21 protein-coding genes and 1 pseudogene are annotated in these 22340 nt (G+C 42.2%); 8 read left to right on the forward strand and 14 right to left on the reverse strand.

Features of this window, described 5'->3' with window-relative positions:
* Nucleotides 1-153: 153 nt before the first annotated feature.
* From L0B70_RS08575 to L0B70_RS08585, 3 genes are read right to left on the reverse strand one after another with little or no spacing between them, the layout of a single operon-like run.
* The gene (locus tag L0B70_RS08575) at nt 154-633 is read right to left on the reverse strand and encodes a Dps family protein (RefSeq protein ID WP_235141401.1); all 480 of its coding nucleotides are present in this window, start codon (nt 631-633) and stop codon (nt 154-156) included.
* A gap of 24 nt (nt 634-657) precedes the next feature.
* Nucleotides 658-1167 carry a pyridoxamine 5'-phosphate oxidase family protein gene (locus L0B70_RS08580; protein WP_235141402.1) on the reverse strand — a complete coding sequence of 170 codons (510 nt, stop codon included), beginning with the start codon at nt 1165-1167 and terminating at the stop codon, nt 658-660.
* 12 nt (nt 1168-1179) lie between these two features.
* Nucleotides 1180-1563, reverse strand: coding sequence for an STAS/SEC14 domain-containing protein (locus tag L0B70_RS08585; RefSeq protein ID WP_235141403.1), 384 nt, complete (start codon nt 1561-1563; stop codon nt 1180-1182).
* Between the two features lie 356 nt (nt 1564-1919).
* Here L0B70_RS08585 and L0B70_RS08590 point away from each other — a divergent pair, with 356 nt between their 5' ends.
* From L0B70_RS08590 to L0B70_RS08625, 8 genes are all read left to right on the forward strand, one after another.
* Nucleotides 1920-3173 carry a CinA family nicotinamide mononucleotide deamidase-related protein gene (locus L0B70_RS08590; protein ID WP_235141404.1) on the forward strand — a complete coding sequence of 418 codons (1254 nt, stop codon included), beginning with the start codon at nt 1920-1922 and terminating at the stop codon, nt 3171-3173.
* A 61-nt stretch (nt 3174-3234) separates the two neighbouring features.
* Complete coding sequence (locus L0B70_RS08595; RefSeq protein ID WP_235141405.1) at nt 3235-3894, forward strand: head GIN domain-containing protein; 660 nt, start codon at nt 3235-3237, stop codon at nt 3892-3894.
* 67 nt (nt 3895-3961) lie between these two features.
* Nucleotides 3962-6049, forward strand: a complete 2088-nt coding sequence (locus L0B70_RS08600; RefSeq protein WP_235141406.1) for a M13 family metallopeptidase — start codon at nt 3962-3964, stop codon at nt 6047-6049.
* A 267-nt stretch (nt 6050-6316) separates the two neighbouring features.
* Nucleotides 6317-8398, forward strand: a complete 2082-nt coding sequence (locus L0B70_RS08605; RefSeq protein WP_235141407.1) for a M13 family metallopeptidase — start codon at nt 6317-6319, stop codon at nt 8396-8398.
* 145 nt (nt 8399-8543) lie between these two features.
* Nucleotides 8544-9113: a serine protease gene (locus L0B70_RS08610; protein WP_235141408.1), complete on the forward strand. Its 570-nt coding sequence runs from the start codon at nt 8544-8546 to the stop codon at nt 9111-9113.
* An 18-nt stretch (nt 9114-9131) separates the two neighbouring features.
* Complete coding sequence (locus L0B70_RS08615) at nt 9132-10712, forward strand: flotillin family protein (RefSeq protein ID WP_407929688.1); 1581 nt, start codon at nt 9132-9134, stop codon at nt 10710-10712.
* 11 nt (nt 10713-10723) lie between these two features.
* Entirely contained in the window at nt 10724-11572 is an 849-nt protein-coding gene (locus tag L0B70_RS08620) for a S9 family peptidase (protein WP_235141410.1), read from the forward strand.
* Nucleotides 11573-11646: 74 nt separating this feature from the next.
* Nucleotides 11647-12474, forward strand: a complete 828-nt coding sequence (locus tag L0B70_RS08625; RefSeq protein ID WP_235141411.1) for a TerC family protein — start codon at nt 11647-11649, stop codon at nt 12472-12474.
* Nucleotides 12475-12529: 55 nt separating this feature from the next.
* Here L0B70_RS08625 and L0B70_RS08630 read toward each other — a convergent pair whose 3' ends face one another.
* The 11 genes and pseudogenes from L0B70_RS08630 to L0B70_RS08680 form a co-directional block, all read right to left on the reverse strand.
* Complete coding sequence (locus L0B70_RS08630; RefSeq protein ID WP_235141412.1) at nt 12530-13351, reverse strand: flavin reductase family protein; 822 nt, start codon at nt 13349-13351, stop codon at nt 12530-12532.
* Nucleotides 13352-13445: 94 nt separating this feature from the next.
* The gene (locus L0B70_RS08635; RefSeq protein ID WP_235141413.1) at nt 13446-13856 is read right to left on the reverse strand and encodes a GxxExxY protein; all 411 of its coding nucleotides are present in this window, start codon (nt 13854-13856) and stop codon (nt 13446-13448) included.
* A gap of 94 nt (nt 13857-13950) precedes the next feature.
* Complete coding sequence (gene fahA / locus L0B70_RS08640; protein WP_235143578.1) at nt 13951-15198, reverse strand: fumarylacetoacetase; 1248 nt, start codon at nt 15196-15198, stop codon at nt 13951-13953.
* A gap of 75 nt (nt 15199-15273) precedes the next feature.
* A complete protein-coding gene (locus tag L0B70_RS08645) occupies nt 15274-15735 on the reverse strand; it encodes a hypothetical protein (RefSeq protein WP_235141414.1) in 462 nt (153 codons plus the stop codon).
* A 51-nt stretch (nt 15736-15786) separates the two neighbouring features.
* Nucleotides 15787-16917, reverse strand: a complete 1131-nt coding sequence (gene hppD / locus L0B70_RS08650; RefSeq protein ID WP_235141415.1) for a 4-hydroxyphenylpyruvate dioxygenase — start codon at nt 16915-16917, stop codon at nt 15787-15789.
* Nucleotides 16918-17070: 153 nt separating this feature from the next.
* On the reverse strand, nt 17071-18348 hold the full coding sequence (locus L0B70_RS08655; RefSeq protein WP_235141416.1) for an acetyl-CoA hydrolase/transferase family protein: 1278 nt from the start codon (nt 18346-18348) through the stop codon (nt 17071-17073).
* Between the two features lie 215 nt (nt 18349-18563).
* Nucleotides 18564-19751 (reverse strand): homogentisate 1,2-dioxygenase, encoded by a 1188-nt coding sequence (locus L0B70_RS08660; protein WP_235141417.1) that lies wholly within the window; start codon nt 19749-19751, stop codon nt 18564-18566.
* A gap of 99 nt (nt 19752-19850) precedes the next feature.
* Nucleotides 19851-20399 carry a hypothetical protein gene (locus L0B70_RS08665; RefSeq protein WP_235141418.1) on the reverse strand — a complete coding sequence of 183 codons (549 nt, stop codon included), beginning with the start codon at nt 20397-20399 and terminating at the stop codon, nt 19851-19853.
* A gap of 9 nt (nt 20400-20408) precedes the next feature.
* Nucleotides 20409-20855: a hypothetical protein gene (locus tag L0B70_RS08670; protein WP_235141419.1), complete on the reverse strand. Its 447-nt coding sequence runs from the start codon at nt 20853-20855 to the stop codon at nt 20409-20411.
* A 17-nt stretch (nt 20856-20872) separates the two neighbouring features.
* Nucleotides 20873-21670, reverse strand: a complete 798-nt coding sequence (locus L0B70_RS08675; protein ID WP_235141420.1) for a 1-acyl-sn-glycerol-3-phosphate acyltransferase — start codon at nt 21668-21670, stop codon at nt 20873-20875.
* Between the two features lie 25 nt (nt 21671-21695).
* Nucleotides 21696-22324, reverse strand: a pseudogene (locus L0B70_RS08680) (NUDIX hydrolase).
* Nucleotides 22325-22340 lie beyond the last annotated feature (16 nt).

Below are 22340 nucleotides of genomic sequence, written 5' to 3' on the forward strand. Positions count from 1 at the left end.
GAAGCCGACGAAAAATCCTGGAAGGATATGAAAGCTTTCTTTGATGAAATATTTAAATAAAAACACCAAAAAATCCCTCCGTAAAAGAGGGATTTTGTTTCAATGAAATCTGCGGTAAGGAAGGTTTAACTTTTCCCGTGCGCATTGACATCATTAAGATTCTTTAAAATATTTTCGCAGTTTCCACGCCATTTTTTCGTGCTGCTGCATCAATGCGGTAAGGAAATCTGCCGTTCCTGCATCGTTATAATCCTCTTCACATTTGTCTAAATTTTCGCGAAGAGATTTTACGATGGTTTCGTGATCGCTCACTAATTCTTTCAGCATTCCCTGCGTATTCGGAACTTCCCCCGGCGATTCTTTCAATTCAGACTGCTCCGCGAATTCGCTGGTTGTTCCAATGGCGGTTCCCCCTAAAGTACTGATTCTTTCAGCAACTTCGTCCACGGCTTCTGCAACCGCTGTATATTGATCTTCAAATAAAAGATGAAGCTCCATGAAGTTATCGCCCGATAAATTCCAGTGGAATTTTCTCAGTTTGATGTATAAAATGTTGCCGTTCGCCAAAACTTTATTTAAAATTTCGTTAACTGCGGTTAAGTTTTTTTGTGTTATTCCTAAGTCTGGTTTCATAATATGATAGTATTTGATTTTTAATTATACATGAAGTTTACCTTCCACGCCATCGTCATTGTCCGTCTTTCTGCCCGAAATTGCAGCAGCGGCAAAACTGAGGAACGATACCAATTTTCCGGCTTTTGTATCCCAGTAATAGGATTCTTCCGGTGCCACGCGGATTACTGAAACCTTCGGATCCTCTTTCCCGTCCTCAAACCACGCATTGGCGATGGGCGTCCACTTTTCTTCAATCATGCTTTTGTCTTTGTAGATAAAGGCTTTCCCGAAAACAGACAGATACTCCGAGTTGCTGTCGTTCATGAAAAATAGTTGTACGCGGTTATCTTCCTTAATTTCAAAATTTTTGTTGCTCGCGTCGCTGCTCAAAAACCAAAGGTTTCCGTCCTTATCCGTTTCGCGCAAACCCATTGGCCGTGCAGTAATGGGAAGCATTTCGAGATTCGTACAGAACATACAGATTTTCGCACTTTCCGAAAGTTCCTTTAGTTTTTCAATGGCTTCCGCCTGATTTAAATTTTCTGTTGACATATTTTTATTTTTTTAATGATCTCCAATTTCATTTCCATTAGCGCACCAGTACAGGGCGTTTTCCACATCGTCCTGCGGAAAAGGTTTAAATTCGCCAGGCATCAAAACACTGAAGACATCGGTGAAGTTCTGCACAAATTTTTTGTCCGTCACAATTGCGGCGCGGTTCCATTTCGTAAGATTTTTCAGGCCCACCAAAATATCCTTCATCCACGCACCCACCGTAAACTGGTCCAGATCGGTGTCGATGTAAAAAAGGTAATTCAGTTCGTCGAAGGTGTTCACTTTTGCTTTCACGTGCGGAATCACAAGATTTTCAAAATCTTCTTTCGTAATTTCTCCGCTGGCTTTAAACGCGGCCACATTTTCGGGCACGTCGGGGATTAAAGTAATCATAATTTATTTTTTTTAATTTTTTTGAAGCAATAAAGTTTCAGTTTCTTTCGAAAATCGTGCCCGCTTTCACTACTCGCTTCCCGGTTTGGCTCCCGAATTTTCGGGAGCCAAACCGGGAGAGCTCAAACATACCGCTCAATCGGGGCTAAAATGAAGGAGCGTTTTTCTTCCGAAATAATTTCCCCTACCATTCAACAAGAATTGAACCATCCAACGGCGCCAACGCCGTTTTCGCCTTAAATAAAGACAAAGGGCGGCATTTACATAATCTATTGCTGTCATTCGAATCCAAATTCGAGCAAAAAAAACGCGCTGCCCTTTCCTAATTCCCTAATTTTATCATCTCAAATTTTTAAATGAAAGCAGCTCTTATTTCCATCGGCGACGAAATTTTGTCCGGCAACACCGTCGACACAAATTCCAATTTTATCGCTAACCACCTCAAAAACATCGGCATTCCTGTCGTTCAGATCTTTACGATTTCCGACACCATCGAAACCATCATTAATGCCTTAAAATCCGCCCACGAAATCGCCGATCTCGTCATCACAACTGGCGGTCTCGGTCCGACGAAAGACGATAAAACAAAAATCGCTTTCGCCCGGTTTTTCAACGATGAACTCCAGCTGGATGATGATACCTTCGATCATTTGCGGAAACTTTTCATTAAACGAAATAGAGAGCATCTGTTAGAAATCAACAGAAACCAGGCGGTGGTTTTGTCCAAAGCGCATATTTTTCAGAATGAACACGGTTCCGCGCCCTGCCAGATGATCGAAGAAAACGGCAAGATTACCATTTGTCTTCCCGGCGTTCCGTACGAAGTAAAACCTTTGATTAAGGACAAAATTATTCCTTTTCTGAAAGACAAATTTGCTTTAGATCATATCGTTTCGCGAATGATTTCCGTCGTCAATTTCCCCGAAAGTCTGCTCGCATTAACGATCGAGGAGTGGGAATTGGCACTTCCGGAAAATATTTCATTATCCTATCTTCCCATCGGAAACCGCGTAAAACTTCGCTTAACCGCGGTTGGAAGTGATTTAGCCGCTTTAGAAAAACAACTCGACGACGAAGCTGAAAAAGTAAAGCCTTTGATCGGCGACAGGGTCATCTCCTGGAACGGCAACGAAATTCAGGAAATCCTGAAAGAACTTTTAACGCAGAAAAAACTCAGTCTTTCCCTCGCCGAAAGCTGCACCGGTGGCGAGTTGGCGCGTTTAATTACATCTGTTTCCGGCAGTTCTGCCTATTTCGTGGGTGGAATTATTCCATATGATTACCAGAAGAAAATCGAAATTTTAGGTGTTTCCGCAACCACCATTTCGGAAAATAGCGTTGTCTCAGCCGAAGTCGCAGAGGAAATGACTTTGGGTTGCCAAAATTTGTTCAAAACCGACATCGCCCTTTCCACGACCGGCGTTTCCGGCCCTAATTCCGACGAATTCAACAGCGAAGTCGGAACCGTATTTTATTCAGTTCGCGTGAAAAATTTCGAAAGAACAACACGGCTTTTTCTGCCGCATCTGGAGCGAAATGATTTCGCAAATTTCGTTTCTCAGCGGGTTTTGCAGGATTTGGTGGAAGTGATTTTACAGGAAAAATTCTAATTCTTTTTATATTTTAAAATATTCGGCTGCCAAAAACGTTTCTTTAAAAATAAAATTAATTATGAAAAAAATACTTGGAAGTTTTTTAATTGTTGCGGCACAGTTCGCGTTCTCGCAAAACACGAGAAATGTGGGTGATTTTTCCTCTCTGAAAGTGTACGACAAAATCAATGTCGTCTTAGTTCATTCCGAAAAAAGCAAAGTCGAAACGGATGGAAATGCCGATCTGGAAACCGTGAACAAAAACGGTGAGCTCAAAATCCGCATGGCTCCGACGAAAGTAATGCAGGGCGATAACGTTTCCGTAAAAGTTTTTTACGAAAATTTAAATGATGTTCAGGCAAGTCAGGGTTCCTCCATTTCCTCGCGCGATGTTTTGGAATCCAAAATGCTCACGCTTGTGGCCAACGAAGGTTCCAAAATAAATGTAAGCCTCGAGGCCGAAACCCTGAACGCGAAAACCAATTCGGGCGGCCAGCTGGAGCTTTCCGGCACGGCAAATCATCAGGATGTTTTGGTGAATACAGGCGGAAAATTTTTAGGGAAAAATATCGATTCTCAAACCGCAACGGTTGCTGTAAATGCGGGCGGAATTGCGGAAGTCAACGTTTCAGATTCTGTGAGTGCCACCACAAGAGCCGGCGGCGTTATCGATGTTTATGGTGATCCGGACGACCGCCAGGTGAAAAACGTTATCGGCGGCAAAATCAACTTTAAATAGCATTGTATGAGTTGGAGTGTAACGTTTTAAAAAAAATCAGACTAAATAATTATAATAATCTACTCCAATGAAAGAATTTAACATAAGTGTTCTTGCTTTTGCAGGAATTATTGCACTGAATTCCTGTGCAACAAGACCACCGATGACACCCGAAACGCCGGCCGCGCCTGCGCCGCTGGAATCGCCGAAAGAAGCACCTGAAAAAGGTCTGGACTTCACCACCTTCGACAAATCGATTCGTCCGCAGGATGATTTTTACGATTTTGTAAACGGAAGCTGGATGAAAACCGCCCAAATCCCGGCCGACAAATCTACGTGGGGAAGTTTCAACAAACTCGCTGAGGATACCGACAACAATTCCATGACCATCCTTAACACCCTGTTGAATGACAAGTTTGCGGACGGTAGCGAAGGAAAAAAGATTCAGGATCTGTACCAGACTTACATGGACATGGATAAGCGAAATGCCGATGGCCTTGCGCCGATTCAGCAGGATTTATCGAAAATCGACGCGATTAAAAATATGTCCGACCTTCAAAACTACCTGAACGAAGCCACGAAAAACGGCGAAAATCCTTTCTATTCCTGGGGAATTGATGCAGATTTGAAAAATTCGAAGATGAACGCCGTTTATTTAGGCAGCGCATCTCTTGGAATGGGCCGCGATTACTATCAGAAAGTAAACCCGAAAAACACGGAAGCTTTAGCGGAATACACAAAATATGTAGCATCGATGCTGGATGTTTTAGGTTACAAAAATTCTTCTGCAACGGCGCAGAATATCGTCAACTTCGAAAAAAGTATCGCACAGACTTATCTCACGAATGAGCAGATTCGCGACGCAACTTTGCAGTACAATCCGGAAACGATGATGCAGCTTGCTGCCATGGTAAAAAACGTGGATCTTCCGAAATATTTAACTTCAGTAGGCGTGAATACGGATCAGGTGATTGTAGGCGAACTGAAATACTACAAGAATCTGGACAAGTTCCTTACCGCGAAAAACCTTCCGCTGATCAAAGATTACATGAAATTTCATTTGATCTCGGGCAGTGCAAGTTACCTTACGAAAGATCTGGACCAGAAAAAATTCGATTTTTACGGCAAATATCTGAGAGGACAACAAGAGCAGAGAGCGCAAAACAAACGCGGCTTTGAAGTCATTAACGGTGTTTTAGGCGAAGCTTTCGGTAAGTTGTATGTAGAGAAATATTTCCCCGCTTCCGCAAAAACGCAGATGGTGGAACTCATCGACTATCTGAAAAAAAGTTTTGCTTCGCACATCACCAATTTAGCATGGATGTCGCCTGTAACCAAGGAAAAAGCGTTGAACAAACTCAACAAATTTACGGTGAAAGTTGCTTATCCGGACAAATGGAAAGATTACTCCAAACTCACCATCAACTCGGAGGCTAACGGCGGAACTTTATACAAAAATCTTCAGAATGTAACGGCGTGGCAATACCAGAAAGATCTGGACAAAATTGGGAAACCTGTGGACAAAACCGAATGGGGTATGTCGCCACAAACCGTAAACGCCTACTACAATCCGTTGAACAACGAGATCGTTTTCCCGGCCGCAATTTTACAGCCACCATTCTTTAATCCGAATGCGGATGCAGCCATTAATTTTGGCGGAATCGGAGCCGTAATCGGTCACGAAATGACGCACGGATTCGACGATTCCGGCGCACAGTTCGACGCCGACGGCAATCTTGTCGACTGGTGGACCGCAGAAGATAAAGCGAACTTCGAAAAAGCCACAAAAGCGCTCGCCGCGCAGTACGATAAGTATGAACCGGTAAAAGGAACTTTCGTGAACGGAACCTTTACAAACGGGGAGAACATTGCCGATTTGGGTGGCGTTAATATTTCGTACGATGCGCTTCAAATGTATCTGAAAGATCACGGAAATCCCGGATTAATCAGCGGCTATACGCAGGATCAGCGCTTTTTTATGAGTTGGGCAACCGTTTGGCGAACTTTGCAAAAAGAAGCTTCGCTCCTCAATCAGATTAAAACCAACGAGCATTCACCGGGACTTTACAGAGCGACCGGACCTTTGGTAAATACCGATGCTTTCTATAAAGCTTTTGATGTGAAGGAAGGCGACAAGCTTTACAAAAAACCCGAAGACCGTATTAAAATCTGGTAAGTTTTGGGACTAAATAATTTGAAATCACTCCATTTTGGGGTGATTTTTTTGGGGCGTATCCTTCAGTCGGTCTTTACGCGCTCGCTTCGCTCGCGCTCCAATCCCTCCTTCAGGCCGCGCTTTCCGCTTTATCTTTTTTTGCCTGGCTACCGCCCGGCAAAAAAAGGATGCCGCTGCAATCGCTTACGCAATAGGAGGCGCTTAAGTATGACAATTCCGCAAAATATTAACTATCTTTGAAATAAATCAAAAATCACCATCAGTCTTATGAAAAAAATAACAATTGCTGTGCTTGCTTTTTCAGGTAGCGTATTTCTTAATTCCTGCGCCACCACGACGTCCGCGACGCAGGAAAGCGAGCAAACGCCCGTAGAAACGAAAGCCGCCATCGCCGAAGAAGGGCTCAATCTTTCCTATATGGATTCCATTGTCCGCCCACAGGACGATTTCTTTAATTACGTTAACGGGAACTGGATGAAAACGGCCACGATTCCCGCAGACAAATCCAGTTGGGGAAGTTTCAACGCGCTTCGAGAAGATGTAGATAATTCTTCGTTAGAAATTTTGAATAAAATTCTGACAGACAAATTCGAAGCCGGCTCCGAAGGACAAAAAATTCAAAACCTTTACGGCTCTTACATGGATTGGGACAAGCGCAACGCCGACGGTATTAACCCGATCAAGAGCGATTTGCAAAAAATCGATAACATCAAATCGGTTGCGCAATTACAAACTTATTTAACCGAAGCCACGAAAACCGGCGATAATCCTTTCTACGCGTGGCGTGTGGGTGCCGACATGAAAAACTCCGTCATGAACGCTGTTTATTTGGGTGGCGCTTCCTTAGGTTTGGGTCGCGATTATTATCAGAAAGAAAATGACGCGAACACGAAAACCTTAGCAGAATACAAAAACTATTTGGCGCAGCTTTTCGAAACCATTGGTTATAAAAATGCCGATCAAACCGCCCAGCGCGTAGTCGCTTTCGAAAAACAACTGGCCAACGATATGTTGACGAACGAGCAAAACCGCGATGCTAATTTGCGGTACAACCCGAAAACATTGCCGGAACTTTCAAAAATGGTGAAGCACGTAGATCTTCCGAAATATTTAACGGACGCCGGTGTAAAAACCGATAAAGTGATCGTAAGCCAACTGAAATATTACCAGAACATGGATTCTTGGATGAATGAAAGAACGCTGCCGCTCCTGAAAGAATATATGAAGGCGAGAATGGTTTCTAGCAACGCAGGGAATTTGAACAAAGCATTGGACGATATCAGTTTCAATTTCTACTCCAAATACCTTCAGGGTCAGGAAGAGCAGAGAGCCATGAACAAAAGAGGTTTGGGCGTTATTAATGGTGTTTTGGGCGAAGCTTTCGGTAAATTGTATGTAGAGAAATATTTCCCGGCAGCAGCCAAAAGCCAAATGGAAACCTACATCAGTTATCTGAAAAAATCCTTCCAGCAACACATCGCAGACAACGACTGGATGTCGCCGGAAACAAAAGTGAAAGCCCAGGAAAAACTCGCGAAATTCTCCGTGAAAATCGCCTATCCCGATACATGGAAAGATTATTCGAAACTGCAGCTAACGTCGCCCGATGATGGTGGAACTTATTTTACCAATCTGCAGAACATCAGTGCGTGGCAGTATGCTAAAAACCTGGATAAAGTCGGAAAACCCGTCGATAAAACGGAGTGGGGAATGTCGCCACAAACCGTGAACGCTTATTACAGCGGTTCTAACAACGAAATCGTTTTCCCGGCGGCGATTTTGCAGCCTCCTTTCTTTAATTTCAAAGCAGATCCGGCCGTTAACTTCGGTGGAATCGGTGCCGTGATCGGACACGAAATCTCCCACGGTTTTGATGATTCGGGTTCGCGTTTCGACGGCGACGGAAACCTGAACAACTGGTGGACGGATGCCGACCGCAAAAATTTCGACGAAAAAGTTGGTCAACTGGCGGAGCAATACAATGCTTACGAACCTGTAAAGGGAAGTTTCATCAACGGTAAGTTTACGAGTGGTGAAAACATTGGCGATCTTGGCGGTGTCGCGGTGGCTTACACCGCGCTGCAAATGTATTTGAAAGATAAAGGCGATCCGGGACCCATTAGCGGATTCACGCAGGACCAAAGATTTTTCATGAGCTGGGCAACCGTTTGGCGCACCAAATCGACGGAGAAATACATGGTAAACCAGGTGAAAACCGATCCACATTCCCCGGGATATTTCCGCGCTTTTGCGCCGTTGGTGAATCAGGATTCCTTCTATAAGGCGTTCGACATCAAGCCAGGCGACAAATTATACCGCGCGCCGGAAGAACGGATTAAGATCTGGTAAAATTTAGATTGTAAATATTCAGAACCCTTTCAGCCTTTCAAAGGCTGAAAGGGTTTTTTATTGCAGATGATGCAGTTTTTTAAGAAACAGAGTTACGAATTTCTCCTAATATTTCCCTTAAAAAGCTATATTTGTAAAAAACAAGATGTTAGATTTTCTCGACGGAATGGAGCCGCTCCAAAAAGGATTTTGGTATATCGCGCTCATCACCAGTTTAATATTTTTGGTTCAAACCATTCTTACTTTTATCGGCAGCGATTCGTCGGACAGCGTAAATGCTGATTTCGATGGCAATCTGGATCATGCAGATGCTCCTTTTCAATTATTTTCTTTCCGGAATTTAGTCAACTTTCTCCTCGGATTTGGGTGGACCGGAGTTGCCTTCTTCCACACAATTACAAACAAAACGCTCCTTGTAACGCTCGCTTTCGCGGTAGGAGTCGCATTCATTTTTATCTTCTTTCTTCTGATTGTGCAGATTATGAAACTCACAGAAGACAATACGTTTAACATTCAAAATTTAGCCGGAAAAAGTGGCGAAGTTTATCTTACGATTCCGGCAGGAATGTCGGGGAAAGGAAAAGTGTTAATCTCTGTGAATGGCTCTAATCACGAACTTCAGGCGATGACGCGTTCTGAAATCCCCCTGCTTTCCAGCCGATCGGTAAAAGTAGTAGAAATCTCCGAGGGTATTTTAATCGTAGCTCCCGTATAAATTCAAACAAAATAAACTATGTATATGTCTGGAACAATTATTCTCATTTTAGTAGCGGTATTCGTCTTTTTCGTTACTTTTTTAGCCCTGATTTCACGTTATAAAAGATGTCCGTCCGACAAAATTTTGGTCATCTATGGTCGAACTGGCGGATCCTCTGCCAAATGCATTCATGGTGGCGGCGCGTTTGTGTGGCCGGTTATTCAGGATTACGCTTATCTTGATCTGAAACCCATTTCAATTGACACCAATTTAACAAATGCCCTTTCTAAACAAAATATTAGGATTGATGTTCCGTGTCGCTTTACCATTGCCATCTCTACGGAACCCGATACCATGGGAAATGCCGCAGAAAGATTGTTGGGCCTCACTCCGGAGCAGATCCAGGAATTGTCTAAAGATATCCTTTTCGGCCAGCTGCGTTTGGTAATTGCAACAATGACCATTGAAGAAATTAATACGGATCGTGATAAATTCCTTGATAATATTTCTAAAAATGTCGATACCGAATTAAAGAAAATCGGGTTGAAACTGATCAATGTAAATGTGACCGATATCAGAGATGAATCCGGTTACATTGAAGCTTTAGGAAAAGAAGCTGCTGCAAAAGCCATAAACGAAGCGAAAATTTCCGTGGCCGAGCAAGAAAAAATCGGGGAAACGGGGAAAGCTTCAGCAGACCGCTCCAAAGATATTGAGATCGCCGAAACAAATCGTGATCGTGATGTCCGCATTGCGGTTACTCAAAAAGACAGAGAAGTAAGTATTGCCGCCGCAGAAAAAGATGAATCCATCGGAAAAGCCGAAGCCATGCGCGAATCCAGGATTGCGACTTCTCTCGCGAATTCCATTGCCGTTGAGGGAGAAAACAACGCGAAAATTACCATCGCAAATTCCGATGCACAAAGACGGGAAAAAGAGGCAGAAGCTCTTAAAATCGCGATGACCGCAGAAAAAGTGCAGGCAGCAGAAGCTTTGGAAGAATCCTATTTAGCAGAACAGAAAGCAGAAACAGCCAGAGCCGAAAGGGAACGCTCTACGCAACTGGCAAACGTTGTGGTGCCGGCTCAGATTTCCAAGCAGAAAATAATTATAGATGCAGAGGCAGATGCAGAAAGAATTCGATTAAATGCAAAAGGTGAAGCCGATGCTATTTTCTTAAAGATGGAAGCCGAAGCAAAAGGTCTTTATGAGATCCTGACGAAGCAGGCCGAAGGTTATGATGCGGTGGTAAAGGCTGCGGGTGGCGATGCCAAAAACGCCTTCCAGCTCTTGCTGATCGAAAAACTACCGGAACTAGTGAAAACGCAGGTTGAAGCCGTGAAAAATATTAAGATCGATAAAATTACGGTTTGGGACAGTGGCAATAACGGCGACGGAAATAACTCCACCGCCAATTTTGTGTCCGGAATGATGAAAACGGTGCCGCCTCTTAATGATCTTTTTAATATGGCGGGATTAAACCTGCCGGATTATCTGAAGGGAAAATCTGATGATGAAACAAATCGATACCCTGCACAAAAACACCCAGCGGTAACCAAAGAGGTAAAGTCCGAAATTAAACCTCAAATGCCGGAGAACGGTAACAACCCCACTTAAATTTATAAATAATGGGTAATCCGATTACTTTCCAAAAAAATATCCTCATTAAAAACCCGCTAACCCGGGATTTTTTGGCCGATGCCTTTTACCCCGAAAACATTGAAAAGCTGCCACTTGTAGTTTTTGCGCACGGCTACAAAGGTTATAAAGACTGGGGTGCCTGGGATTTGATGGCGGAAAAATTTGCCGAAGCCGGTTTCTTTTTTGTTAAATTTAATTTTTCGCATAACGGAACAACGGTTGAACAACCCAAAGATTTCGGCGATTTAGAAGCTTTTGGACATAATAATTTCTCCAAAGAAATGTCGGATTATGATGAGGTTTTAAATTACTTCGAAAAGCATCCAAACGTAGATCCCGAAAAAATTGCCATTATCGGGCACAGTCGTGGTGGTGGAATTTCGGTGATCAAAGCTTTCGAAGACGAGCGTATAAAGTTGTTGATCTCGCTTGCGGGGGTGAGTAATTTTAAATACCGTTTTCCGAACCAGCAGCGTTTTGAAGACTGGAAAACTTCCGGCGTAATGTATTCCGAAAATAAAAGAACGCACCAGCAAATGCCGCATTACTTTCAGTTTTTTGAAGATTTTGAACAGAACGAAGAGCGTTTTACCATTCAATATGCCGCGCAGCATTTCGAGAAGCCTTTTTTAATAATTCAGGGAACAGATGACGATGCAGTGAAGGATAAAGAAGCCTTTTTGCTGAATGAATGGTGCAAAACTTCGGAATTGGTATTGATAGAAAACGCCAATCACACCTTCGGCGCGAAAGAACCGTGGGCGCAAACTGAACTGCCCCCTGAATTAAATAAAGCAACTTCTGAAATGATCGCTTTTTTAAAGGCGCATCTGTAAGTTTTAATATGAATAAAATTTAATATAAAATTTCTTCTGATTTGGTGTAGTTTTATCGGTTCAAAATTTAATCAATGATGCTTTTATCGGTCCTCGAATTTCCGGATTTTGCGCAGCCCCAAATTTGGATCAGTTTACTCACGCTTACTTTTTTGGAAATCATTCTGGGGGTCGACAATATTATCTTCATCTCCATCATTTCCGATAAATTACCAAAGGAAAAACAAAAGTTTGCGCGGAATTTGGGTTTAACCTTCGCGATGCTTTTTCGCATCGCACTTCTCTTAATGATCAGCTGGATTATCGGGTTGAAGGAAGCAATTGTAACAATTCCGTTCATCGACGAACCCGGAAGCGATTTGCCGCTCTCATTGAGTTGGAAAGACATTATTCTTTTAGTCGGTGGCATTTTCTTAATTGCAAAAAGCACGTTGGAAATTAACGGAAAGATGCAGGGGCACGAGGAAAGTCATGCGCCGAAAAAAGCCGCTTCTACGTTGATGACGATGGTAATAGTTCAAATTATTTTAGTCGATATGGTTTTCTCCCTCGATTCCATTCTTACCGCGATTGGTTTGGTGGATAATGTGGTTTTGATGATTATCGCGGTGGTGATTTCGATTGGAATGATGATGGCTTTTGCCGGCCCGATTTCGAATGTCATCAATAAATATCCGAGTTTACAGATTCTTGCGCTTTCATTTTTAGTGGTGATCGGCGTTATGTTGGTTGCGGAAGGAATTCACCAACACGTGAGTAAAAATATTATTTATTCGTGTTTGGCTTTCAGTTTGCTCGTCGAATTTTTAAATATCAGATTTCGAAATAATCAAAATAAAAAACAACTGAAATTAAATCCTGATCTGAATAAAGATTTAAGCCTTAAAGAAGATGATAACTAATAAAAAAAGAGTGAATTTTTTCACTCTTTTTTATTAATACGGAAATAGGTCGGTTTTAAATTACTAAAATTCTCCACGCCTCCGCAATTTTGCTGTCGCCAAGAAGTTTCTGGGCTTCCAAATGTTTACTTTCCTCTCCGTAAAATTTTCCCGCGGGCAATTCTTCTGTGTTGGCGAGCATTCCCAAATCGTTGCCGGTAAAGATTTTACTTAATTTAATTTCATCCGGCAGTCGATCGAAACCTATTCCTTTTGTAATTAATGGTTTCGGCACTTCGAAAAGGTTATCTGCATTGTTTCTGGAATACCAGTTTCCGCCCAGTCTTGCAACGAGATCCAACTTTTGCTGATCTAAGTTTCCGTCATCATTCAGATATTCTTCGCGCACATGGATTTTGACGATTTCGCAGATAACAAGATTTCCAGCGCCGCCTTCGGTGCCTAAATGTTTTATTTCGAGAACTTTGCATTCTAAATTTACGGGACATTCTTCGATCAGTTTCGGCCGAATTAAATCTGCGTCTTTCATCGTTAAACCCGCTTTGATGAACTCGTTTTCGGCTTTTGAATATTCTGTTGAAGCGAGCGAAATTTGCTGCACGATTTTATAATTTACAATTCCAATTACCACTTCCGGAACCTCCAGAACGTTTTCCAGCGTATGTTTCGTTGTGTTGTCGCGCACTCTTCTCGCCGGCGAAAAAATGACAACCGGCGGATTGGAACTGAACATATTGAAAAAACTGAAAGGGCTCAAATTGATGTTGCCCTCTTGATCAACCGTGGAAGCCAAAGCGATCGGTCGCGGCGCAATCGCTGTCTGCAGAAGCGTTTGCAGTTGAAAATTGTTAAGTTCTTGAGGTGAGATTGTTTTCATATTTTGGAAGTGACTCTTTAACACATAAGTCATATAAGTTTAAGTGGAGTATTTTGAGAATATTTTAGATCACATCAGCGTGTTTAAGATACCGTTATTTTAAAGTTGCAAAATATTTGCTGACAAAAGTTTCATGCCCTTCATAATAAAGATTATTTACATTAAAATTGACCAAGATAGATTTCGGAATCTTTAATAAATTCATATAGTTTATTGTTTGAGAGCGATGTACATTATTTAGATCAGTAACGGATTTTATCTCTAAAATAATTAAATTTTCAATCAGAAAATCACATTTTACCTTACAATTAATAATCTTGCCTTTGTAATTTAGCGGAATTTCGAGTTCTGATTTGTATTGCAATTTAAGTAGATCCAATTCCTTTTTTAAACATTCATGGTAAACATTTTCAAAAAGGCCGGGTCCTACAATTTTGTGAACTTCTATACATGCCCCCGTAATTTTATACGTCAGTTCATTGATGTATTTCTGGGTTATTTCCATAAAATAAAATTTGAACTTTCAAACTAATGTGATCTTATGTCGACTAAAATGTGCGGAGTGAAAAGTATACTTATGTGTTAACAAGCACTAAGGTTTAATTCGCAGGCAAGATTTTTCCCGATACTTCCCCAAAACCCACTCTCATTCCGTCTTTCTCCGCATAACCGCGCATGATCACCGTATCATTATCATCTATAAATTTTCTTTCCTGTCCGTCGTTCAGTTTTAAGGGATCAGTTCCGCGCCAGGTGAGCTCCAGCATCGAGCCGAAAGATTTCGGATTTTCGCCTGAAATGGTGCCGGAAGCATACAGGTCGCCGACCTCCACATTACAACCATTTACAGTATGATGCGCCAGTTGCTGCGTCATATTCCAGTACATAAATTTATAATTGCTTTCGGAGATCAGGTTTTCAGTGCCGTTTTCGGGCTGCAGATAAACTTCAAGATTGATATCGAAATTTTTGTCGCCCTCAAATTTTAAGTAATCTAAAACTTCCGGTTCCTGTTTTGGAGATTCGGTGCGGAAAGGTGCCAAAGCTTCTAAAGTGACCACCCAGGGAGAAATGGAACTGCCGAAATTTTTACCTAAAAATGGTCCAAGCGGCACATATTCCCAACTTTGGATATCGCGCGCGGACCAGTCATTGAAAATAACCATTCCAAAAATCGCATCTTCTGCTTCAGAAGTGGAAATGCTTTCACCCATTTCGGTGTGTTTATTCACCACAAAGGCCATTTCCAGCTCAAAATCCAGTTGCTTGCAGGGCCCAAAAATAGGCGCGTCCAGATCTGCGGGTTTTGTTTGCCCTTTCGGACGGATGATGTCGGTACCGGAAACCACGATGGAGGAAGCGCGGCCATGATAGCCGACCGGGAGGTGTTTCCAGTTCGGTAGCAAGGCGTTTCCGGGATCGCGGAACATTTTTCCTACGTTGGTGGCATGTTCGATGCTGCTGTAAAAATCGGTGTAATTGGGGATATGAAGCGGCATCATCATTTTCACGTCATCAAACGCAAAGAAACAGTCTTTGATGGATTTTTCATCGTTTGCCAGTTTGGAATTCACAATCAATAATTCCTGAATTTTTAAACGTACGGCGTTTGTTACGGGTTTTCCGAGTTCTATAAATTCATTCAAAGTATAAGCTTCGAAAACATTTTCCGTTATCCCAGCTACGTCATCAAAAAATCCATAATCGTAAAGCGTTGCTAAATCGACCACCATATCGCCGATGCGCGTACAGCAGGCAATATATTCCTGTGCGAAAACGGCCACGCCAAACGGAATATTATGGATGGAAAAATCGGACTTCTGGTCGTAGTTTATAAAAGATTGCATCATTTTTAGGTTTAAAATAAAGGTTCAAAGCGTAAATAAATTTAAACTTCGAACCTTTTGATTATTGCGTATTATTTAGTTCTTATTGATCGCGCTTTCTTCAATCCAGCGCTCCCGCGTATTTACATCCACGAGATAAAGTGTTTTCTTCAGTTTCGTCATCAACAGCGTTTTTGTAATGGGTAAAGCAATTTTTTGCCCTTCTAGTTTGTCTGCGCGTAACGAAATGATGTTGTGCTGCGTTCTCACGATGTCACCCGAAAAAACATTCGACGAAGTTTCACCGGTTTTTTTGTCATCAAACATTTCTACATACGTCGCCAGATTATCTTTAAGGACGATAAAACTTCTTTCCGTATGATCTTCAAAGTCTTTCACCAAGACAAATTTGGTGTCGTCAATATTAACGTTCTTCAGATTTTGGTTAATTCCTCTTCGTGCTTCCAACTGATCCAAAATGGTGTTTATGGAAGCGTATTGCGCCTGAACTGCAGCGGCAGAAATCAGCATTACTGCAGCGCAAAGTATTTTTTTCATTCGTGTTGAATTATATTCTTTGTACAGAATTTCTTTCTGTGGTCTTTTTTGTTAAAGGTTTCCCCGACGTTCCTGTTCTTTTTCCAAAGCTTCAAATAAGGCTTTGAAATTTCCGGCACCAAAACTCTGCGCGCCATGTCTTTCGATAATCTCGAAGAAAAGGGTAGGGCGGTCTTCTACGGGTTTGGTGAAAATTTGAAGCAGATAACCTTCCTCATCGCAATCAATTAAAATTCCGAGGTCCGAAAGTATTTTAAGATCTTCGTTGATGGTTCCCACTCTTTCCGGAACCATTTCATAGTAAGAATTTGGCGGTGCCGGTAAAAATTCAATTCCTCTGGCTTTTAATTCCGTAACTGTTTTCACAATATCTTTTGTTGCCACCGCGATGTGCTGAACACCTTCTCCTTCGTAAAAATCCAGATATTCTTCTACTTGAGATTTGCGTTTTCCTTCCGCCGGTTCGTTGATGGGGAATTTAGCAAAACCGTTTCCGTTGCTCATCACTTTCGACATTAGCGCGGAATATTCCGTGTTGATCTGCTTATCATCGAAACTTAAGATATTCACAAATCCCATTACGTCCTCATACCATTTCACCACTGGAACCATTCTGTCCCAATCTACATTTCCAACACAATGGTCTACATATAAAAGTCCCACGTCGGAGGGATTGTAGGCACTTTCCCATTTCTGGAAGCCGGGCATGAATTCGCCTTTGTAATTTTTTCTTTCAATAAACATGTGCACGGTTTCGCCGTAGGTATAAATTCCAGACATGCGCACTTCGCCGTGTTCGTCCGTTAATGTTTTTGGTTCCAAATAAGGTCTTGCACCACGTTTGGTCGTTTCTTCAAAAGCCGAATAAGCATCGTCAACCCAAAGCGCTAAAACCTTCACGCCGTCGCCATGTTTTTTCTGATGTTCGCAAATTGGAGAATCGGAATTCAACCCCGAAGTTAAAACCAACCGGATTTTTCCCTGCTGAACGACGTAAGACGCTCTGTCGCGCACACCGGTTTCGGGTCCCGCATACGCAACGGACTGAAATCCGAAGGCGGTTTTATAGAAATGCGCTGCCTGCTTGGCGTTTCCTACGTAAAATTCGATATAATCTGTTCCGTTAATGGGGAGAAAGTTCTCTGCCTGGGCTATTTTTTCGGCGAAAGTAAGTGTTGACATTTTCTTTTATTTTAGATATGCCAATTTACGAAAATTTTTAGGTTTAAGGAAAATCTACCGCGTCCATCTTCTTTACGGATTTATTTTGAATGCAGGCACGTTCGTATTTTTTAGAAAGAAAAAAATCCCGAAAAATTCCGGGATTGGTGTTGATTAAAGGCATTTAAACCTTTCAAAAGTCGCTTTTTCCAACATTTCGCGATCGTCGGGATGCGAGATTTCGATAAGAGCTTTGGCGCGTTGTTTTAAACTTTTGCCGTAAAGATAAGCCGTACCAAATTCCGTTACCACCCAATGAATGTGGCCTCTCGTTGTAACCACGCCGGCGCCTTGCTTGAGGTAAGGGACAATTCTCGGGACGCCTTTTTTGGTTCGGGAAGAAATGGCGATGATGGGTTTTCCACCTTCAGAAAGTGCCGCGCCGCGCATAAAATCCATCTGTCCGCCGATTCCGCTGAACTGGAAAGTGCCGATGGAATCTGCGCAAACCTGTCCCGTCAAATCAATCTCGATGGCAGAATTGATGGCGACCATTTTCTTGTTTTTCATGATGTTGATGGGATAATTCACGTGTTCCACATCCATAAAAGAAAAGGAAGGATTATCGTGAATGTAATCGTATAATTTCCGGGTGCCAAAGGCAAAACTCGTGATGGTTTTGTTCAGATGCGTGCCTTTGAATTTATTATTGACAATATCTTTCGCCACGAGATCGACAATTCCGTCGCTGATCATTTCTGTATGAACACCAAGATCTTTGTGATTGTGCAGGCATTTTAAAACCGCATCCGGAATCGTGCCGATACCCATTTGCAAAGTGCTGCGGTCATCGATGAGTTCGGCTACGTTTTGCCCGATTCTCATTTCTTCTTCGCCCACTTTTGCGCCGTAATCGATGGTCAGCAATTCTTCTTCATGCCACACCATTTTATCGATTTTGGTATGATGAATCATGCCGTCGCCGTGCGTTCTCGGGAGCCGTGGATTAACCTGTGCGATCACAATTTTTGCCGTATCCACGGCACTTCTGGCCACGTCGACAGAAGTTCCGAGTGTGCAGTAACCCTGCTGATCCGGCGGACTTACGGTGACCATCGCCACATCGATGGGTAAAATTCCGTTTTTAAAGAGGAGCGGAATTTCACTGAGGAAAACCGGCACGAAATCGCCGCGCTCCGAATTAACCGCTGCGCGCACGGGCGTTGAAACGAAGAGCGAATTGATGTAAAAACTGTCTTTATACTGCGGTTTTGCAATTTCCACATTTCCCTGCTGCGTGATGGAAACAAATTCCACATTGCGAAGCCGGGAGGACTGTCGCGCTAGTTCGTCGATGAAAAAATTCGGTGTGCAGGCGCTGCCGTGGGAAAAAATTCTGTCGCCGCTTTTGATCAGAGAAACTGCTTCTTCGGCACTTACGTATTGGCTCATTCGTTATTTTTTTTAAAGTTTAAATTGATCCGTTTTCCTGTATCAAATTTACCTATTCCGCTTCGGATTCTTCCTGAGCAAAATCAGTTTATGGGAAATTTTTCAACGGTCGTCGTGTCTTTTCTAAGTTTTAACTTTTTTGATGTAAATTATTTTTAAACATCAAAAGAAAAAGCCAACCCGAAAGTCAGCTTCTTTATTGGTGTTTTTAAAATTTATTCTTGCAGCCGGTCTTTCAAACTGTGATCTTCACCTTCCAGCCAGGAAGTTTTGTAGGTGGGATCTTCAATTTTAAGGGCTTCTTCCGTCAGTTTAAAAGGTCGGAAAGGATCGATCATCACTGCAAATTCTTCCGTAGATTTTTTGCCAATGCTTCTTTCCATTGCTCCCGGATGTGGTCCGTGAACAATTCCACCCGGATGCAGCGTAAAGTCCATCAGATCGATATGGTTTCTGCTCATAAAATCTCCTTCGGTATAGAATAAAACCTCGTCAGAATCGATGTTGGAATGATTGTACGGCGCCGGGATGGAAAGCGGGTGATAATCGTACATTCTCGCCACGAAGGAACAAACAACAAAGTTATGGGCTTCAAAAGTCTGATGAACAGGCGGTGGTTGATGAATTCTTCCCGTAATGGGCTCGAAATTTTTAATGTTAAATTTAAAAGGATAAAAATAACCATCCCATCCGACAACATCAAACGGGTGCGTGGCGTAAATGAAATCCCAGATCTGGTTTTCTTTTTTTACTTTGATGAGGAAATCGCCCTTTTCATCGATGGGTTCCACGTAAGTTGGCGCAATAATATCGCGTTCGCAAAAGGGTGAATGTTCCAAGAGCTGGCCGAACTCATTGCGGTAACGTTTTGGCGTATAGATTGGCGAATGACTTTCCACAATTAGAAAGACATTGTTTTCCGTGTTAAATTCCATCTGATAAATGGTTCCGCGCGGAACGATTAGATAGTCGCCCACGGAAAATTCGATATTTCCGACAAATGTTTTCATGGTTCCGCTTCCTTCATGTACGAAAAGAAGTTCGTCGCACTCCGCGTTTTTGTAGAAGTAATCTGTGGATTTTCGGGGCTTTGCAAGACCCATTTTCAAATCGTTGTTTAACATGAGGATCTTTCGGCTGTCCAGAAAATCGTCTTCCGCGGTCACGTTCATGCCTTTAAACATGCGCGGCGTTACGTTTTTCTCTACGGCAATCTTCGGCGTAACATCTTTCGGTTCGCTGATGGATTTGATTTGCGTAGGGCGGTGGATATGGTAAAGCAAGGAGGAAATTCCGTGAAATCCTTCGGTCCCGAAAAGCTGCTCATAATAGAAATTATCTTCTTCGGATTTGAAAACGGTATGTCGTTTCGGCGGAATTTTTCCGGAGTGATGATATCTCATTTTTTACTACTTTTTGATGTTATGTAAAATTAATGAAATTTTCAGACTTTCGGAAAATGATTTTTAAGGTGAAAGTTCTGCGGAAATTTTTAAGAAAAATCAGGCAAAACTCATTACCGGTTCGTAGAATTCTTCTTCCATGATGCCAAATTGCTGGCAAAGTAATTTAATGCCGTCCAAATTGCGAATAAGATCTTCGTTACCGGACGTAAGCGGAATAGAGCCCATTTCTGTAGAGAGCGTGATTTGGGTGTTGTCTTTTTGAAAATTGGAAAGCGCAAACGGTAGTTTTCGGAAAAAGTTCGTAGAACTTTCTACCACGTTGTCAAATTTTTCGGAGTAGATCAGAACGCCGCCCGGAGTTATGTTCTGAAGAAGCCCGTCAGCGGTTTGCAGGTCGATTTCATCCGAAACCAGAACGATATTGGGTTTAAAAGCTGCTGCTTCTTCAAGCCTGGAAGTTTCAAAAACAACAAAATCATGGTCTTCTCTTTTAGAAAAGCCGTTGTTTGAAAAAAAATCGAAGTCTTTGTGATAAAATTCTAAAACCTGCACCGTTAACTGCGAAACCGCCGGTTGCGATGTATAAATCAGGACGCGGGTTTTATTTTGAGAGTAGGTCAGGAGATCAGCAGGGAAAGTCGTCATTCAACAAAATTATTTTTTGGTGGTTTCCGTTTTAACTTTAGCGTTAATAATCTGCCGAAAACTTGCGACAACTGCTTCCCAACGCGGTTTATCCTTTTCCATAATAAAAGAAGCATCGCTTTTGCTGCCGGAATTTTCGCCTGTTTTCACATTGACTGATGTCGCAACATTATCGTACACTTTTTTGTAGTCTTCCTGAATCGTGCGAAAATTATTTTGCGCAATTACGGTTTCTAAATTCTGCACTTCGTCATTTGAAAGCTTAAAATCTTTTTTAATATTTTTTCCCTGTCCTTCAAAAGAGTAATGCGCTGTATTGCCTTTGATTAAAAGATTTTCGTAGATAGGCGCAAATCCGCCACTTCGCGAGTAGCTGTAATCGAAATCCGAATATTTGTTTTGCGTTTTACAACCCGTTAAAATCACTAATAAAAATACAAAAAGGATATTTCTCATGAATCGGTTTTATCTGGTTAATGCTCTGTTTCTGTTTTTTGTGCTTTTAATTCTTTATCGTAGTCGTGCAGAATATTAAATTCTTCGGTTTGTTCGATGGCGACCATTATTTTGTGCATGATGGTGTGGGAATCATCTTTATCATAATCGATATCGATCGGTTTTTTAAATTCCATCGTCGGTTTTACACCGGTTACTTTCACCCGAAGGCCTTTTTTATCAAACGCTCTTCTAAAGCCGTTTATTTTGATGGGGATTACGATCGGCCGCTGGTTCTTAACCAATTTCGCCGTTCCTTTTCTGCCTTGTGCAAATGCCGATGTTGTGCCTTGCGGAAAAGTAATAACCCAGCCATTGTCCAGGGCTTTCATAATATTTTCAACTTCGGTAAGATCTACCATTCGATTTACATTTTCGCCTTCAGCGCGCCAGGTTCTTTTTACGGTTACGGCGCCCGCAAGTTTGAAAATTTTGGGCATAAAACCTTTATTCATGGTTTCTTCCGCAGCCACATAGTAAAAATCGACTTTTGGATTGAGTAAGTAAATCGGATTTTTGATGGAATTGAGGTAACCGTTGTTGACGGCACAAAAGGCGTGATACATGGCAGCAACATCGGCGAAATACGTCTGGTGATTCGACACGAACAGGACGTTGGAATCGGGCAGATCGACCAGGTTTTCGGTTCCCGTGATTTTCAATTTATTAAAACCGTTAAATCGTCTGTAGGAAACCATTCCCAAAGCAAAAATAATCAGTCTTTTCAGGAAATAGAGATTACCGAAAGCGTCGGTGAATATATTTTTCTTCGCCATTATCTAATTAACATAATCCGCGAATTTACAAATTTTTCAGCAAGTGGCTAAATTCACTTAAGATCATCGACGTTGCGCCCCAAATGATGTAATTATTGAAGTTGATCACGGGAACTTCCACGCCGCGCGACGTTGGCAGAACCCTCATTTCGGGCTTTTCCGACAGACTCAAAAGAGCAGTCACAGGAAATTCGATGAGTTCTACGGCTTCGGTTTTTTGAAGAAAAAATTCAGGGTTCTTTTTGGTGTACGAAACAAATGCCCGCACGTAAAAGTTGCTTGGCGGAATATAAATAGGCGACATTTCGCGGATAATCCGGTTGTAATGCATTTCGATGCCCATTTCTTCCCAAGTTTCTCTTTTAGCTGTTTGCTCGAAATTTTCGTCGGAATCTTCTTTTTTCCGCCCGGAAGAGAAATCTGGCCGCTATGTCGGTCGCGCTCGTTTGCCGTTCGCACCATCAGCGGAAAATACCATTCGTTATTTTTTAAGTAAAGCAGAATATCTACCGCGGCAAACTTCGGGTTTTTAGCTAAAATTTGGTCGTACGTGAAAATTGGTCTGTATGGTGGCGAATAAATTTGGTGGGCATTTTCGCCTTCCAGCCTGGCATTTTGTATTTTTTTGAGTAAATCTCTTCCGAAAACTTCCATACTTCAAATTTAAAGA

Origin of the sequence: Kaistella sp. 97-N-M2 (genome assembly GCF_021513235.1) — a bacterium.
Classification (GTDB): Bacteria; Bacteroidota; Bacteroidia; order Flavobacteriales; family Weeksellaceae; genus Kaistella.

Bases quoted from the DNA above. Each gene is read 5' to 3' on its own strand.
- L0B70_RS08600 (WP_235141406.1), top strand. From the start codon at position 3,962: ATGAAAGAATTTAACATAAGTGTTCTTGCTTTTGCAGGAATTATTGCA.
- L0B70_RS08605 (WP_235141407.1), top strand. From the start codon at position 6,317: ATGAAAAAAATAACAATTGCTGTGCTTGCTTTTTCAGGTAGCGTATTT.
- fahA (WP_235143578.1), bottom strand. From the start codon at position 15,198: ATGCAATCTTTTATAAACTACGACCAGAAGTCCGATTTTTCCATCCAT.
- L0B70_RS08585 (WP_235141403.1), bottom strand. From the start codon at position 1,563: ATGATTACTTTAATCCCCGACGTGCCCGAAAATGTGGCCGCGTTTAAA.
- L0B70_RS08625 (WP_235141411.1), top strand. From the start codon at position 11,647: ATGATGCTTTTATCGGTCCTCGAATTTCCGGATTTTGCGCAGCCCCAA.
- L0B70_RS08645 (WP_235141414.1), bottom strand. From the start codon at position 15,735: ATGAAAAAAATACTTTGCGCTGCAGTAATGCTGATTTCTGCCGCTGCA.
- L0B70_RS08620 (WP_235141410.1), top strand. From the start codon at position 10,724: ATGGGTAATCCGATTACTTTCCAAAAAAATATCCTCATTAAAAACCCG.
- L0B70_RS08595 (WP_235141405.1), top strand. From the start codon at position 3,235: ATGAAAAAAATACTTGGAAGTTTTTTAATTGTTGCGGCACAGTTCGCG.
- L0B70_RS08630 (WP_235141412.1), bottom strand. From the start codon at position 13,351: ATGAAAACAATCTCACCTCAAGAACTTAACAATTTTCAACTGCAAACG.
- L0B70_RS08615 (WP_407929688.1), top strand. From the start codon at position 9,132: ATGTATATGTCTGGAACAATTATTCTCATTTTAGTAGCGGTATTCGTC.
- L0B70_RS08575 (WP_235141401.1), bottom strand. From the start codon at position 633: ATGAAACCAGACTTAGGAATAACACAAAAAAACTTAACCGCAGTTAAC.
- L0B70_RS08675 (WP_235141420.1), bottom strand. From the start codon at position 21,670: ATGGCGAAGAAAAATATATTCACCGACGCTTTCGGTAATCTCTATTTC.
- L0B70_RS08635 (WP_235141413.1), bottom strand. From the start codon at position 13,856: ATGGAAATAACCCAGAAATACATCAATGAACTGACGTATAAAATTACG.
- L0B70_RS08660 (WP_235141417.1), bottom strand. From the start codon at position 19,751: ATGAGATATCATCACTCCGGAAAAATTCCGCCGAAACGACATACCGTT.
- L0B70_RS08670 (WP_235141419.1), bottom strand. From the start codon at position 20,855: ATGAGAAATATCCTTTTTGTATTTTTATTAGTGATTTTAACGGGTTGT.
- L0B70_RS08655 (WP_235141416.1), bottom strand. From the start codon at position 18,348: ATGAGCCAATACGTAAGTGCCGAAGAAGCAGTTTCTCTGATCAAAAGC.
- hppD (WP_235141415.1), bottom strand. From the start codon at position 16,917: ATGTCAACACTTACTTTCGCCGAAAAAATAGCCCAGGCAGAGAACTTT.
- L0B70_RS08665 (WP_235141418.1), bottom strand. From the start codon at position 20,399: ATGACGACTTTCCCTGCTGATCTCCTGACCTACTCTCAAAATAAAACC.
- L0B70_RS08580 (WP_235141402.1), bottom strand. From the start codon at position 1,167: ATGTCAACAGAAAATTTAAATCAGGCGGAAGCCATTGAAAAACTAAAG.
- L0B70_RS08610 (WP_235141408.1), top strand. From the start codon at position 8,544: ATGTTAGATTTTCTCGACGGAATGGAGCCGCTCCAAAAAGGATTTTGG.
- L0B70_RS08590 (WP_235141404.1), top strand. From the start codon at position 1,920: ATGAAAGCAGCTCTTATTTCCATCGGCGACGAAATTTTGTCCGGCAAC.